17 protein-coding genes are annotated in these 12,264 nt (G+C 61.5%); 9 read left to right on the top strand and 8 right to left on the bottom strand.

Annotation, left to right across the window (positions count from 1 at the left end):
* Positions 1 to 10: 10 nt before the first annotated feature.
* The 3 genes from FAA97_RS10940 to thrC form a co-directional block, all read right to left on the bottom strand.
* Positions 11 to 619 (bottom strand): GNAT family N-acetyltransferase, encoded by a 609-nt coding sequence (locus FAA97_RS10940; protein WP_136598562.1) that lies wholly within the window; start codon positions 617 to 619, stop codon positions 11 to 13.
* A 61-nt stretch (positions 620 to 680) separates the two neighbouring features.
* Positions 681 to 1,979 carry a M16 family metallopeptidase gene (locus FAA97_RS10935; protein ID WP_136598561.1) on the bottom strand — a complete coding sequence of 433 codons (1,299 nt, stop codon included), beginning with the start codon at positions 1,977 to 1,979 and terminating at the stop codon, positions 681 to 683.
* Positions 1,980 to 1,996: 17 nt separating this feature from the next.
* Entirely contained in the window at positions 1,997 to 3,394 is a 1,398-nt protein-coding gene (gene thrC / locus FAA97_RS10930; RefSeq protein WP_136598560.1) for a threonine synthase, read from the bottom strand.
* A 300-nt stretch (positions 3,395 to 3,694) separates the two neighbouring features.
* Between thrC and FAA97_RS10925 the strand changes: the two genes are divergently transcribed.
* Together FAA97_RS10925 and FAA97_RS10920 are read left to right on the top strand one after the other, a co-directional pair.
* Positions 3,695 to 4,261, top strand: coding sequence for a hypothetical protein (locus tag FAA97_RS10925; RefSeq protein WP_136598559.1), 567 nt, complete (start codon positions 3,695 to 3,697; stop codon positions 4,259 to 4,261).
* Between the two features lie 109 nt (positions 4,262 to 4,370).
* Positions 4,371 to 5,288: a diacylglycerol/lipid kinase family protein gene (locus FAA97_RS10920; RefSeq protein WP_136598558.1), complete on the top strand. Its 918-nt coding sequence runs from the start codon at positions 4,371 to 4,373 to the stop codon at positions 5,286 to 5,288.
* A gap of 57 nt (positions 5,289 to 5,345) precedes the next feature.
* On the opposite strand, the gene FAA97_RS10915 is transcribed toward FAA97_RS10920, so the two are convergent.
* The 4 genes from FAA97_RS10915 to FAA97_RS10900 form a co-directional block, all read right to left on the bottom strand.
* Entirely contained in the window at positions 5,346 to 6,035 is a 690-nt protein-coding gene (locus FAA97_RS10915) for an HAD family hydrolase (RefSeq protein ID WP_136598557.1), read from the bottom strand.
* Positions 6,036 to 6,149: 114 nt separating this feature from the next.
* Positions 6,150 to 6,740, bottom strand: a complete 591-nt coding sequence (locus FAA97_RS10910) for a TetR/AcrR family transcriptional regulator (RefSeq protein ID WP_136598556.1) — start codon at positions 6,738 to 6,740, stop codon at positions 6,150 to 6,152.
* Entirely contained in the window at positions 6,740 to 7,084 is a 345-nt protein-coding gene (locus tag FAA97_RS10905; protein ID WP_136598555.1) for a DMT family transporter, read from the bottom strand. The genes FAA97_RS10910 and FAA97_RS10905 overlap by 1 nt, the downstream gene beginning before the upstream one ends.
* Before the next feature lie 85 nt (positions 7,085 to 7,169).
* Positions 7,170 to 7,856: an ArsR/SmtB family transcription factor gene (locus tag FAA97_RS10900; protein WP_136598554.1), complete on the bottom strand. Its 687-nt coding sequence runs from the start codon at positions 7,854 to 7,856 to the stop codon at positions 7,170 to 7,172.
* A gap of 184 nt (positions 7,857 to 8,040) precedes the next feature.
* On the opposite strand from FAA97_RS10900, the gene FAA97_RS10895 reads away from it, so the two are divergent.
* From FAA97_RS10895 to FAA97_RS21080, 6 genes are read left to right on the top strand one after another with little or no spacing between them, the layout of a single operon-like run.
* Positions 8,041 to 8,370, top strand: coding sequence for an NIPSNAP family protein (locus FAA97_RS10895; protein ID WP_136598553.1), 330 nt, complete (start codon positions 8,041 to 8,043; stop codon positions 8,368 to 8,370).
* Positions 8,367 to 8,711: an antibiotic biosynthesis monooxygenase family protein gene (locus FAA97_RS10890; RefSeq protein WP_136598552.1), complete on the top strand. Its 345-nt coding sequence runs from the start codon at positions 8,367 to 8,369 to the stop codon at positions 8,709 to 8,711. Before FAA97_RS10895 ends, FAA97_RS10890 begins: the two co-directional genes overlap by 4 nt.
* Positions 8,712 to 8,766: 55 nt before the next feature.
* Positions 8,767 to 9,012 (top strand): type II toxin-antitoxin system ParD family antitoxin, encoded by a 246-nt coding sequence (locus FAA97_RS10885; protein ID WP_136598551.1) that lies wholly within the window; start codon positions 8,767 to 8,769, stop codon positions 9,010 to 9,012.
* A complete protein-coding gene (locus FAA97_RS10880) occupies positions 8,999 to 9,313 on the top strand; it encodes a type II toxin-antitoxin system RelE/ParE family toxin (RefSeq protein WP_136598550.1) in 315 nt (104 codons plus the stop codon). Before FAA97_RS10885 ends, FAA97_RS10880 begins: the two co-directional genes overlap by 14 nt.
* A 60-nt stretch (positions 9,314 to 9,373) precedes the next feature.
* A complete protein-coding gene (locus FAA97_RS10875) occupies positions 9,374 to 9,796 on the top strand; it encodes a DUF1284 domain-containing protein (protein WP_136598549.1) in 423 nt (140 codons plus the stop codon).
* Positions 9,797 to 9,855: 59 nt separating this feature from the next.
* Positions 9,856 to 10,005 carry a hypothetical protein gene (locus FAA97_RS21080; RefSeq protein ID WP_168800966.1) on the top strand — a complete coding sequence of 50 codons (150 nt, stop codon included), beginning with the start codon at positions 9,856 to 9,858 and terminating at the stop codon, positions 10,003 to 10,005.
* A gap of 833 nt (positions 10,006 to 10,838) precedes the next feature.
* Here the strand turns inward: FAA97_RS21080 and FAA97_RS10865 are convergent.
* Positions 10,839 to 11,885 (bottom strand): IS110 family RNA-guided transposase, encoded by a 1,047-nt coding sequence (locus FAA97_RS10865; RefSeq protein ID WP_136598547.1) that lies wholly within the window; start codon positions 11,883 to 11,885, stop codon positions 10,839 to 10,841.
* A gap of 120 nt (positions 11,886 to 12,005) precedes the next feature.
* On the opposite strand from FAA97_RS10865, the gene FAA97_RS10860 reads away from it, so the two are divergent.
* On the top strand, positions 12,006 to 12,245 hold the full coding sequence (locus FAA97_RS10860; RefSeq protein ID WP_246041415.1) for a hypothetical protein: 240 nt from the start codon (positions 12,006 to 12,008) through the stop codon (positions 12,243 to 12,245).
* Positions 12,246 to 12,264: the final 19 nt, after the last annotated feature.

The raw sequence follows: 12,264 nt of genomic DNA, 5'->3' as shown, positions 1-12,264 counted from the left end.
AAACCCGCCATCACACGGATTTGCTTTGGCGCGAGGGGGCGCTGTTCAGCCGCGAAAACATCAGGTGGTCGCGCCATTCCCCGTTTATCTTCAAATAGTCCCGCAAGAGGCCTTCTTGCTCGAAGCCTGCTTTCTCAAGCAGGCGACGGCTGCTGATATTGCTGGGAATACAGGCTGCTTCGATGCGGTGCAACTCAAGAACCCCAAACATGTAGGGTATTGCCAGCTGAAGTGCGGCAAACATGTGGCCTTGCCCTGCATGACGCTCGCCAATCCAATAGCCGATCATGCAATTTTGTGCGGCGCCGCGGCGGATAAGGCCGACTGTCAGCCCGCCCAGCAATTCCTCGTTACTGCGGCGGAACAGGAAGAGCGGAACGGCAAGGCCGTTGGCATATTCCTGCTCGTTGCGCAGCACGCGCTGGCGAAAGGTGCGTTCGGTCAGGTCGTCGGCGCGCCATGTCGGCTCCCAGGGCTGCAGGAAGCCGCGGCTCTCGCGCCGCAACTGGTGCCATTGCTCGAAGTCGCGATAGCGGGGCAAACGCAGGAAGACGCTTTCCCCGGACAGGATCGGCAGGTCAGGTTGACGCGCGAGAAAGCGAAACACCGAGCGTGTCATGGCTCCATCCCGTCCTGTCTCCTTGAGCGGTGTGGCCGGGCGACCATGACACAGCCGGCTTTCAGCGTGCGGCCTTGCGGACTTCGCCGGTCTGCCGGCTCAGCTGTCCCGCAATTTCGTCAAGCGATACGAGTTGGTCGACCGGTCCGATGGCCGAGAGCGTCGGTGCGGTGTCGAAGAAAAGCCGTCCTGCCAAGTCGGTCAGGCGATCCGTGGTGATGCCGGCAAGACGGTCCATCATCTCCTGATTGGGGATGGTGCGACCATAAAGCATCATCTGCCGAGCGATCTGGCCGGCGCGTGCCGCCGGGCTTTCCTGGCCCATCAGAAGCTGCGCCCGGATCTGGGCACGCGAGCGCTCGATCTCCTGCTGGTCGATCTGTTCGGAGGCCTTGCGCAGTTCCTCGAGGATCACAGGCACCAGTTCCGGCAGGTTCTCGCCACCGGTCGCGGCATGGATGCCGAAAATGCCGGTATCGGAAAAGCCCCAGTGGAAGGCGTAGACCGAATAACAGAGGCCACGGATCTCGCGCACTTCCTGGAAGAGACGCGAGGACATGCCGCCGCCGAGAATATTGGCGAGGATCTGCGAGCAGTAGAAGTCGCGCATGTGGTAGGCCTTGCCCTCGAAGCCGAGCAGCACCTGCGTGTCCATGAGATCGCGTTCTTCGCGCGCTTCCCCGCCGGTGTAACGGGCAACATCCATCACGGGCGGCGAGGAGGGCTGGGTCGGCAGAGAGGCGAAACGCTCTTCAACCTGCCGCACCAGGGTATCGTGATCGACGGCGCCGGCGGCGACCACGAACATGCGGTCGGTGGTGTAGTTGCGCGAGAGATAGGCGCGGATCTGGTCGCTGGTGAAGGATTTAACCGTCTCCGGCGTACCGAGAATGCTGCGACCGATCGTCTGGTTCTGGAAGGCGCGTTCTGAAAAGCGGTCGAAAACCACATCGTCGGGCATGTCGTCGGCAGCGCCGATTTCCTGCAGGATGACGTGCTTTTCGCGCGCCAGCTCTTCCTCGTCAAAGACCGAATCCGTCAGGATGTCGGTCAGGATGTCGACGGCGAGCGGCAGGTCATCCTTCAAGACGCGGGCATAGTAGGAGGTTGTCTCGGTCGAGGTGGCTGCGTTCAGTTCGCCGCCGACATTCTCGATTTCCTCGGCGATCTGGCGAGCGGAGCGCCGCTTCGTGCCCTTGAAAGCCATATGCTCGAGCAGATGCGCAATACCGTGCTCGTTTTCCGTTTCGTTGCGGGAGCCGGATTTGATCCAGGTTCCCAATGCCACACTTTCCAGATGCGGCATGGTTTCCGTAACGACAGTCAGCCCCGATGGAAGCCGGGTGCACTCAACACTCATGGTTCGTCTTTCTGCGCTTATTCGGCAGCCCTGGAACGCTGGCCGACGAAAGTCTCGACGGTCTTCAGATCGGCTGACAGAATTTCGAAGCGCTCCTCCCTGGTCATCAGGTCAGCAAGCCATGTCGGAAGCGCGGGGTCAATACCGCAGGCTGATTTTACTGCGGCGGGGAATTTCGCCGGATGGGCGGTGGAGAGCACCACCATCGGGCTTTGCGGCTTCTCGAATTTCTTGGCGACATGCACACCGACGGCGGTATGCGGGTCGAGCAGATAGCCGGTCTCATCGAGAACGGCCTTGATCGTCTTGGCGACGTCCTTCTGGGTCGCCCGCCCGGCGCGGAAATCCTTGCGGATGAATTTCAGCGCCTCTTCCTTGATCTCGAAGGCGCCCGATTGTTTCAAGCCCTCCATCGCGCTGCGGATGGCGCTGGCATCGCGGCCATAGGCCTCATAAAGCAGGCGCTCGAAGTTCGAGGAAATCTGGATGTCCATCGAGGGCGAGGTCGTGGCATGCACGCCCTTCATCTCGTAGCGGCCGGTCTTCAGCGTGCGGGCGAGAATGTCGTTGTCATTGGTGGCGATCACCAGCTTGTCGATCGGCAGGCCCATCTTCTTCGCCACATAGCCGGCAAAGATGTCGCCGAAATTGCCTGTTGGCACGGTGAAGGAGATCTTGCGATCCGGGCCGCCAAGGGCGACCGCTGCGGTGAAGTAGTAGACCACCTGCGCCATGATGCGGGCCCAGTTGATCGAGTTGACGCCCGAAAGCTTCACGCGGTCGCGGAAGGCGGCGTCATTGAACATCGCCTTCACCAGGCTCTGGCAGTCGTCGAAATTGCCTTCGACGGCGATCGCATGCACGTTCGCCTCGGTCGACGTCGTCATCTGGCGCTGCTGCACCGGCGAGACCTTGCCATGCGGGAAGAGGATGAAGACATCGGTGCGTGCGCGGCCGGCAAAGGCGTCAATGGCAGCGCCGCCGGTGTCGCCCGAGGTCGCGCCGACGATCGTCGCGCGTTCGCCGCGCTTTTCCAAGACGTGATCCATCAGCCGCGCGATGAGCTGCATGGCCACGTCCTTGAAGGCAAGCGTGGTGCCGTGGAAGAGTTCGAGCACGAAGGCGTTTGCGCCGGTCTGGACGAGCGGTGCGACGGCCGGATGCCGGAAGGTGGCATAGGCCTCATCGATCATGCCGCGGAAGGTTTCCGGCTCGATCTCGCCATTGGTAAAGGGCAGGAGAACCTCGAAGGCCACGTCCTGATAGCTCTTGCCGCGCAGACCGCGGATCGCCTTCTTGGAAAGCTGTGGCCACTCGCGGGGCACATAGAGCCCGCCGTCGCGAGCCAGGCCCGCCAGAAGCGCGTCACAAAAGCCGAGGCTTGGAGCCTCACCGCGGGTCGAGATATATTCCACGTCGCTATCCTCGAATTTGACCGGTCGGAGCTTAGGCCCGACAAACCTACGGGGTTTCCGATAAAGAGGTTTGCCCTTTTGCGCCAGCCCGCAGGCCGGAATTTCGCAAATCGAGGCGGCAAAACCGGACCGGGCGTCCCACGCGACAGCCTCTCTTGCGCGCAATCGAATTTCCGCGCAAATTGCCGTCAGCCAATCGATTTTTTGCCGCACCGCTGCTATAGGCGTCTCAGCCGGGCGAAAGATCCCGGCAATTGGAACGATTTTTTGGCCTTGCGGGGCCAAGCATGCGGAAGGTGGATGCACGTGTCTCTAGTCGTGTCGCGCGGTGTTTTGGCCGTCTCGCTCCTGATGGTCCTGGCTGGCTGCAATGCCGGCAATCCGGTCTCCGGTCTCCTGCCGCAGTCAACGCCGGCAGCCCAGCCGGTTGCCGCAAGCGGCGAACCCTTCGTCCAGGGTTTTTGCCCGCAGGTAAACCTGCGTGACGGCTCTGCCTTCCACCGCGCCTATACCCGCGGCAAGGAAGAGGATGCCGCCCACGTGATCTACCAGGCCTCGATTGCCGATACGACACGTTCCTGCTCGCGGACCGAAACGACGCTGACGGTCAATGTGCTCGCGCAGGGGCGGTTGGTCTCCGGCCCGCAGGGCAAGGCAGGCACGATCACCGTGCCGGTGCGCATCACCGTCACCGATGGCGATCAGCAGGTCTATTCGGAAGTCGAGCCATTCAGCGTCACTGTCGCGGACGTCAATCAGCCGACCCAGTTCATCTACAGCCGTGCCGTTACCATTCCCGGCAATGTTTCCGGCATGACGCGCGTTCATCTGGGCTTCGACGACGGCAAGGCGAAGAAGAAGAAGTAAGCCTCCGATCCTGCAAGCCCGTGCCGCTTAAGCCTTATTCAAAGGCGGCAGTGCCTGGCATCGTGCGGGAGAGGTGCGGTCTTGTGGCGAAGCCTCTTGGGGGATGCGGATGGGCGTCGTGATCATCAGGAACCCCGTGGCCGGCGGGGCGAGGCATCGATCGCGCTGGCCGTCGGTGCTTTCAGCCTTTCAGCAAACCTTTGACGATCTTGTCGTTCAGGAGAGCCGGTCCGGAGTCGACGCCCGCCGCCTCGCGCTGGAGGCGGCCAATGCGGGCGCAACGCTTGTCATTGCCGCGGGCGGTGATGGCACGATCAGCGACGTGGTGGACGGTATACTGTCCTCAGACCGCCCCGATTCGCCGCTTGCCTTTTTGCCGCTCGGCACCGGCAGCGATTTTGTCCGCAACTTCGACCTGCCGCAGGATCCGCAAGTCCTTGCCGAAAGGATTGCCGCGGCCCGGCCCCGGCAGATCGATGCGGCACGCCTGATCGCGTCGAGCGCCGATGGCAAGGAAGTCCGGCGCCATTTCGTCAACATCGCCAGCCTCGGCATTTCCGGCGAGATCGTCGAGTGCGTGAATGCGCCGGGGGCACGCTGGCTGAGCGGTCCCGCCCGCTTCCTCGTCCATTCGCTGCTCGCCATCCTCCGCTACAAGCCCTACCGCTTCGAGGTGCTGGTGGATGGTCACAAGGTGCACACGGGGTCCCTGGCACTGGTGGCGATAGCCAATGGCGGCTGGTTCGGCGGCGGCATGCATGTGACGCCGGCAGCCGATCTGACCGACGGCCTGTTCGATGTCGCCGTCATGCGAGAGGAGAGTGTCTTCGGCCTGATCGGCCTGCTCCGCAGCCTTTATTCGGCCGGCCATATCGGCCACCCGCAGCTGAGTTTCCATCGCGGCAGGCAGGTGGAATGCCGGCCACTCGATCCGGCCCGGTTTCCCGTCGAGGTGGATGGGGAGCAACCGATCACAGGCGCATTCGTCGCCGAGATCCTGCCCGGCGCCCTGACGATCAAGGTTTGACGGGCAAGCTCTGATGTTCAGAAACAGGGCCAGGCGGTCTGCCTGCCCTGTCGCTTATCAGAATGCGCCTTCCCACTCGGCCATCGCGGCCACCACGCCGGGAAGGTCGGTCATGCGCGAGATCACGGTTTCCGCACCCGCATCGGTCAGCTTGTCGGCATGCGACGGATAGGTATGGGAGGCGCCGGTAAAGCCGACGACCCGCATGCCGGCGGCGCGGGCCGCGTGCACGCCATGCACCGAGTCCTCAACGACGAGGCACCTGCCGGGGCTGACGCCGAACTGGCTTGCACCATGCAGAAAGATGTCCGGCTTCGGTTTCACCCGGTCGGCACCGAGATCCTTGGCCGAATAGATATGTGGCGCAAATGCCTGCTTGAGGCCGACCTTGGTCAGCATCATGTCGAGCCGGTGCGCGGAAGAATTGGAGCAGATGCAGCGCGGCGCGTCGAGCCTCGCCAGTGCAAAAGCCACACCTTCGATGATCTTCACCTCGCGGGCCAGCCGCTGGTCGAGCAGCTGCTCCGACTTGTCGATCAGGCTTGCGGAAAGCGGAATGTCGACTTCCTGTTCGATCGACAGGAGGATGTTCTTCCAGGTCATGCCGGCGAAGCGTTCGCCCATTTCCTCGACCGAAATCGGATAGCCGGCCTCGGTCAGCAGCTTCGATTCGACCTTGGCGGCGATGATTTCGGAATCGACGAGCACGCCGTCGCAATCAAAGAGGATAAGGTCGAAGCCGTTCATGGAAACATCCGTCATGGGGTCCAGGGAAAGTCGCTCCCTACACGATCGGGAAGGTAAGGACAATCGCATGTCATGCATGGCTGGCCTGCCGTGCTTTCCGATGTCATTTCGGAACTAGCCGCCTGCCATCGCCAGCAGCACCGCTTCGAGATTTTGCGGATATCGTTGCAGTCCGCCGGTTTTGTCCATGATGTCGGCGAGCCAGATGCCGTCGGCGGCAAGACGAACGGCCGTCAGGTTCGGATCGCTGTCGGTGTCGAAATGCCGTTGCATTCGGCCGTCGATCCAGTTGAGCCAGAGCGATCGCAGCGCAGGCTCGGACACGCCGGCAAGAGACAGGGCGGCCCAGAGGCTTCGCTCGCCGAGCAGTCGGTCGGAAAAGCAGGCACGCACATAGGCCCGCGTGAAGCGGCCCCGCGCCACGGCGTCCGTGGCCATGGAGCGGTCGATCTCCCGGTCCATCTGCTCGAGCAGGTCCGAAAAGACGGCCGCGAGCAGGGCCTGCTTGCTGTCGAAGTGGTGCAGCAGTCCGCCCTTGGTGACACCGGCCCCTGCCGCCACCGCCTGGATCGTGATGGCATGGGCTCCCTGTTCAGCCGCGATCTGAGCAGCGCAGTCGAGCAGTGCCCGCCGCACCTGTTCCGGCTGCTTCTTGCGGCGATGCGCCGAGGGCGCACCGTTTGCGGGGGAGGGGGCCGCAACCATCAGTGCGACACCGTGCCGGACAGGGTGTTGATGACCACGACGCCCGCGACGATCAGCGCAATGCCGGCAAGGGCCGCTAGGTCGAGGCTTTGCTTGAGGTAGAAGACGCTGATCAGCGCCGTGAGGACAATGCCGAGCCCGCCCCACATGGCATAGGCGACACCGAGCGGCATGCCTTTGAGCGCCTGGGCGAGGAGATAGAAGGAGGCGACATAGAACATGACCATGCCCGCCGTCGGCAAGAGTTTGGTGAACTGCGCCGACTTCTGCAGAAGCGTCGTTCCGATCACCTCGAGCACGATCGCGGCGGCCAGCGCGCCATAGGCGGTGAGTGTGGGGTTCATGACGGATGGTTCCTCGGATACACTGACAAAACATACCGTGCGGTCGGTATCTTTTCAAGAGCCTTCCGACGTCGCCTGAATCCGGTCAATCGATCAGGGGAAACAGGGCAAGAAACTGCCGTTCGCCTTCGGGTGAAAACCGGATGATCCGGCTTTCCGCGACGCGCCGCGCATAACCACGATCGAGAAATTGCGAAAGCAGCGCCGCCCCGAGCGTGCCGGCAAGATGCGTGCGTCGCTCGCTCCAGTCCAGACAGGCGCGGCAGAGCGGCCGGCGTCTGGCCCTGAGGCTGTCGATGTCGAGACCCAGGTCGCGCAGCAGGCGGTCACCCTCGGTGGTCAGCGTCAGGGATTCGTCTTTAGCCGCGATCGCCCCTTGGGCCACCAGGCTGTCCAGCATGCGCACACCATAGTCGCCGGCCAGGTGATCGTAGCAGATCCGTGCCTTGCGCAGTTCCGGTTCCTTCGGTCCCGTGCGGTGGCGCAGATGTCCTCGGCTCGCCGAAAAGCTCATCAGGCTCTCGATCATCGCGCCGACCTGGTCGTCGGCCAGCGCAAAATAGCGGTGCCGCCCCTGCTTGCGGTGCTTCAAAAGCCCGCCGTCCTCGAGCTTCGACAGGTGCGAACTCGCCGTCTGCAGCGTGACGCCGGCCGCGCCTGCAAGCTCGGTCGCCGTCAGCGCCTTGCCGCCGGCGAGCGCCAGCAGCATGTTCGAGCGGGCCGGATCGCCGATGAGTGCGGCAATGCGGGCGATGTCTGGACCTTCTGCCATGGAAACCTCGACCTGAGATGGGACAGGGGCAATTGTCTGGCAAAAGCCTAGCACATGCTTCGATCCCGATCGAACTATCGTTCGATCACGGACGAACTGTGCTGCACAAAGCTTCGATCGGCGTCGAAGCTTCGCCTGGTCCCGCCATGGCACAACCGCCTCGCAAACCACGAGGAGCCCACCCATGATCACCTGCATCATCCGCTACCGCATCGATCCCTTCGCTCAGGACGATTTCGCAACTTACGCCCGCAATTGGGGCGAGGCGATCCCGCGCTGCGGTGCCGATCTCATCGGCTATTTCGCCCCGCACGAGGGATCGGCAACGACGGCCTATGGCATTTACAACATCGACAACCTCGCCGCCTACGAGGCTTATCGGGCAAGACTGTCAGCCGATCCGCTCGGGCGGGAGAATTATGACTTTGCCGCCAAAAAACGCTTCATCCTCGCGGAAGACCGGCTCTTCCTCAAAAACGTCTCGGCCCCGCATGCGCCAAGGATCGCACCGTGATCGCCGTCATCTTCGAAGTCCTGCCCTTTGCCGGCGAGCGGCATCACTATCTCGACCTCGCCGGTGAGCTTCGCGCCCATCTCGAAACCATGGACGGCTTCATCTCGGTCGAGCGTTTCGAGAGCCTTTCCGTGCGCGGCAAGCTCCTGTCGCTCTCCTTCTGGCGTGACGAGGAGGCGGTGCGCCAGTGGCGCGAGACCGACGAACACCGGGCAGCCCAACGGGCAGGGCGGGCGCAGGTCTTCGCCGACTACCGTCTGCGCGTTGCCCATGTGCTGCGCGACTACGGCATGAAGGAGCGCACCGAGGCGCCGCAGGATAGCCGGGCGGCGCATGGGTGATGGGCGTTTGACAATCTTTGCCATCCGTCTCATTCTGGCACCACAGGAGGGCCAGATGGCAACGATGAACGTTTCACTTCCGGATCAGATGAAGGCTTGGGTGGAGCAGCAGGCTGAGACCGGTCGCTATGGCAATGCAAGCGATTATGTGCGTGATTTGATCCGCAAGGATCAGGAGCGCCAGCGGGCGTTCGATACGCTGCAGGCAGCAATCACCGAAGGCATTGAAAGCGGCCCCGCTGAGCCATTCGATATTGAGGTTTTCAAGCGACGCATGCGCGAAACCCATGGGGCAAGGTAGCCGAACATTCACGCTTGCGCCGCGCGCGATACGAGATCTTGAAGAGATCTGGGCCTATGGTGCTGACACCTGGTCAGTTGCACAGGCGGACACGTATCTTGATGGTTTGAACCAAGTCTTCGAGGTCATTGCCGGATCGCCCCTGCTGTTTCGATTGCAGTCGGAATTCGACCCACCGGTCCGCGTCCATGTTTACCAAAGCCACCTGGTTATCTTCGTATGCGACGATCAGCATGTCACCATCGTCAGGGTGCTCGGCGGACGTCAAAACTGGCAGGCTCTTCTGCATGCACTCGACTAAAGCGGGTCGTCATCGCAAAACCGCTGCACACTTTTGCGCGATATGCTTTAGTCCCCGCCAATGACCATCCGTCTTCGCCCCCATCACCTGCTCTGCATGCTGACTTACGTCGGCAAAGGCTATTCGCCCGCTTTCGTCGCAAACTATGAAGCCATCGCCGCAAGACTGTCGGCAGGTGAGGACATCGAACTGGTCGATGGCCCGGACGATATCTGCGCGCCTCTGACCGACGATCCCTCTGCCCATTGCCACGGCGCGAGCGTTATCGACCGCGATGCTGAGGCACAGGCGGCTGTGGCTCGGATGCTCGGCAGCCCGATCGGCTCAGGCGCGCGGATTACGCCGACAGCAAGCCTGCTGTCTCGGATGCGCCAGAACTTTGCCAAAGGCGAGATCCGCACAGCCTGTTCCGGCTGCGAATGGGCGGGCCTGTGCGATCAGGTTGCGGAGGAGGGCTATGTCGGGGCACGGGTGGTGCCCTGAAGGCAGCGGTCGATGACAGGCGGCGAAACCTCTGGCACACTCCTTGCGGGAGGCCCGTCATGATCACACTCGACACAATTCGCCAGATCATCCTCACTTTGCCGACGACGGAGGAAACCACCCCCTGGGATGCCGTCTCCTTTAAGGTCAATGGCAAGGCTTCTCTAATCGGCGGTGTGAGGTCAAGCGTCTTTCGTGCTTTTCCCTAACAAGACGATGCAAGAATCCGTCCGCAGTCTGCCCGAACCTGCCATCCCAGCGCCGGACTACACATGTCTGAAATAGGGTGATTGACAACCAATCGCCGAGCCGGAAATTGTTACAACAGTGTCCTGCGACAGGTTCTGTCGCAGCCAGAAATGACGAGAAATAACATGGCGTCGAACGAAAGCGAATTTCAGGCCCGGGTTCATTCTTGGATGTTGCGGTGCTTTGGCAACAAACTCACGCAGGATAGAGAGGAGCGTAATAGGCGATTCTTAGAAGAGGCTTTGGAGCTCGTGCAGTCGTTGGGATGCAGCAAAGAGCAAGCATCGAGCTTAGTAGCCTATGTGTTCGACCGTCCCAGCGGCGACCCAGGCCAAGAGGTTGGAGGCGTTGCCGTAACTCTGGCTGCCCTTTGTCACGCGAACCAATTGGACATGTGCTCCGAAGCTACCAAGGAAATCGTGCGGATAGAAGACCCCCAGATTACAATCAAGATTAGGGAAAAGCAGTTGAGGAAGCCGACTCATTGACCAGTTGAGCCAGAAGCGGCCGTCGCCGATGAGGGTACCCAATGGCCGAGACGGGGTCGAAACAGGTCCTGCTTGTCTAGCGTTCAACGTCTTTTCGCGGCCCGCGCTTCTCTCCGGGATCGGCACTCGGCCCTCCCATGATGGGGTCCAGTAGATGAAGTGGTCCAATCTATGCTGCATCCTGATGACGAATCATCGGTATAAGCGACGCCGCGAACTCACATCACCATCGTCCGCGAAGGACGTTTTCCGCTGCTACACGGAACCTTGGATTCGAATGTCTCTCTCGTCTCTATAGCCGACCGTCATCCCGCGACCGTTGAGACGGTGTCCTCCCTTGTCCAGCGGAACTCGGTGCCATCCACCCACATGCGGTGCATGACGACCGCGAGACGACGGGCCAGCGCGACCTTGGCTTTCTTGCTGCCATGGCGCTTGGCAATGTTCATGGCCCATGCCTTCAGCCAGCACCATTTTACCACACGCGTCATCATCGACTGGGCGGCCTCATAGAGCAGTCGCCGCATCATGGCGTCCCCGCGTAGAGAAACATGGCCAACCCGGCTCACTTCGCCGGATTGTTTCAAAACGGGGGTGAGACCCAATATCGCTCCTACCGAACGCGAATGACGAAACCTGCTGGGAATATCGATCGTCGAGACATAGGCGAGCGAGACTATAGGTCCAACGCCAGGCACCGTCATTAGCCGCCTGCAAACGTCGTCCTGTTTCGCCTCGGCCAGAACCCTCTTCTCCAGTTTGGCAAGACCTTCTCGCAACTTGCGCCGTCCGGCGAGCAACGGCTCCATGATTTCCGCAAGCTCAATGTCGTGTTCGACGAGCTCGAGTATTCTTCTCTCGAATATGCCGCCCGAGGCATGGCCAACCTTCAGTCCGAAGTTGCGCAGCAGCCCACGCATCTCGTTCTCCAGGTCGATCGCCTTTTCCTGCAGCAGCGAACGGGCCGTTAGCAAGGCGCGACGCTTCTGGCTGGTGAGCGTCTTCACATGCACGTCCTTGAACAGGCCGACCCGCATCATGTGGGCGATGCCACGTGCATCGTTCCTGTCGCTTTTATTCTGTTGAAGGGCATCCAGGAAAGCTTTGGTGTGCCGCGTCTCGATGCAGAAGATGGGCAAGCCCGCTCTTGCGAGTCCTTCAAACAGCCATTGGGACAAGGGGCCCGCCTCAACTCCTACCCTTTCCAAGCTGAACGAGGGATCGCTGAGGATCGCGACAAGGTCCTCCGGGTGAGATGCCACCTTCCGTTCGCGGCATAGTTTCCCGCTTTCATCGACAATACAGACGCTCGTTTCTTTGACCGAGACATCGAGGCCGGCATAATGTTTCATGGCTGCGCTCCTCTGCATGATGGTTGTGCCTGTTCCGACAGGCGACTTTATCAACGGCAGTGCGGGGCAGCCCCTGGCTCCCTACGGATGGGATGGGGCACGAAGCCGATTAGCCCATCTATGCTGTTCTGGAACCCGACGCATGACTGCCCGGTGTTCAAGGTGCCTTTCGAGGAGCGCGACCATCTGATCGAGATGGACCCCGATACCTACTTCACCACAGACCACCATCGACCCTATCCGATGGTGCTCGCCCGCCTGGACCGGGTCGATGTCGGATGGGTGCGCGAAAACCTCACGCGTGTGTGGCGTGCGCAGGCGAAGAAGGCGGTGGTGAAGGCCTGGGATGCGGGGCGGTGAGGGGGCTCTTTTCCGCAGC

It is taken from the genome of Peteryoungia ipomoeae, assembly GCF_004912165.1.
GTDB lineage: Bacteria > Pseudomonadota > Alphaproteobacteria > Rhizobiales > Rhizobiaceae > Allorhizobium > Allorhizobium ipomoeae.
This window is presented reverse-complemented; position numbering and strand designations above follow the sequence as displayed.